Source organism: Lactobacillus nasalidis, assembly GCF_016587775.1.
In the GTDB taxonomy this organism is placed as follows: Bacteria; Bacillota; Bacilli; order Lactobacillales; family Lactobacillaceae; genus Lactobacillus; species Lactobacillus nasalidis.
The window spans coordinates 1-828 of sequence record NZ_BOCG01000502.1 but is presented as its reverse complement, the minus strand read 5'-3'; the positions used below and the strand labels follow the sequence as shown (position 1 = coordinate 828).

At 43.8% G+C, this 828-nt stretch carries 1 protein-coding gene; it reads right to left on the bottom strand.

Going from position 1 to position 828, the window contains the following annotated elements:
- Positions 1-231: 231 nt before the first annotated feature.
- Positions 232-828: RNA-guided endonuclease InsQ/TnpB family protein (locus lacNas_RS09720; protein ID WP_244661455.1), on the bottom strand; the 597-nt coding region annotated here is incomplete at its 5' end.

Sequence of the window (828 nt, the reverse complement as noted above, 5' to 3'; positions counted from 1 at the left end):
AAATAGTAATTTTTGACTACGTATGTCCAAAGACATGGATACAGACATTTTTCTTATTGCCGTCATCACCGGTATTCCGATATCCCAACAAGGGGGTAACCGCATTGACCAGCGCAGGTACCGAAGCACCACTCTTGCAACTTCATGGAAAGGCTCTCGCCAATCCTCGGATACAGCCAACCCGCATGACTAAGGCCAAGGCCTTAGCCATTAATATCCTTTCTTTAATATTTATAGCGCATGATTTAATTCTGGATGCTCAACCAGCGCTAGAAGGCTAAGCATCGCATTCTTGTCCCGATCTACGACCTTATTGTAGTTCGGGCATTTTTCGTTATAGCAGACGTACTCATTGTGTTTAGTGCCATGTTTCTTGTTTCCGTAAAGAGTGATCTTGTCATCACCTTTTTTGACATTACCACAAGCCGCACAACGCTGAGTAGACGGGTACAGCTTATTTGCCAGAATAAGTTCCTTACCGTACCAATCGCACTTGTAGGTCAAGATCTGCTTAAATTTGCCAAACATCGACCGGTGAACACCCTTTGAAGCTACGTGGCTCATCAGCATGCCCTTAACCGACAGATTTTCGATCACGATCTTGTCGTAGTCATTAACCAGTTCGGTCGTAAACTTCTGCATCAAGTCATTTTGGATATTGCCAGCTTTGCGATAGCAAGCTTGAAGCTTGGCTTTCGTCTTCAAGTAGTTCTTGCTTTCGCAAGCAGCTTCTCCATTTTTGACTTGCTTTTTGGCAAGCTGCCTTTGATAGTGCTTGATTTTTTTATAAATTCTATCAAGCTTCTTAGGCAGTACGTTCACCCGGCC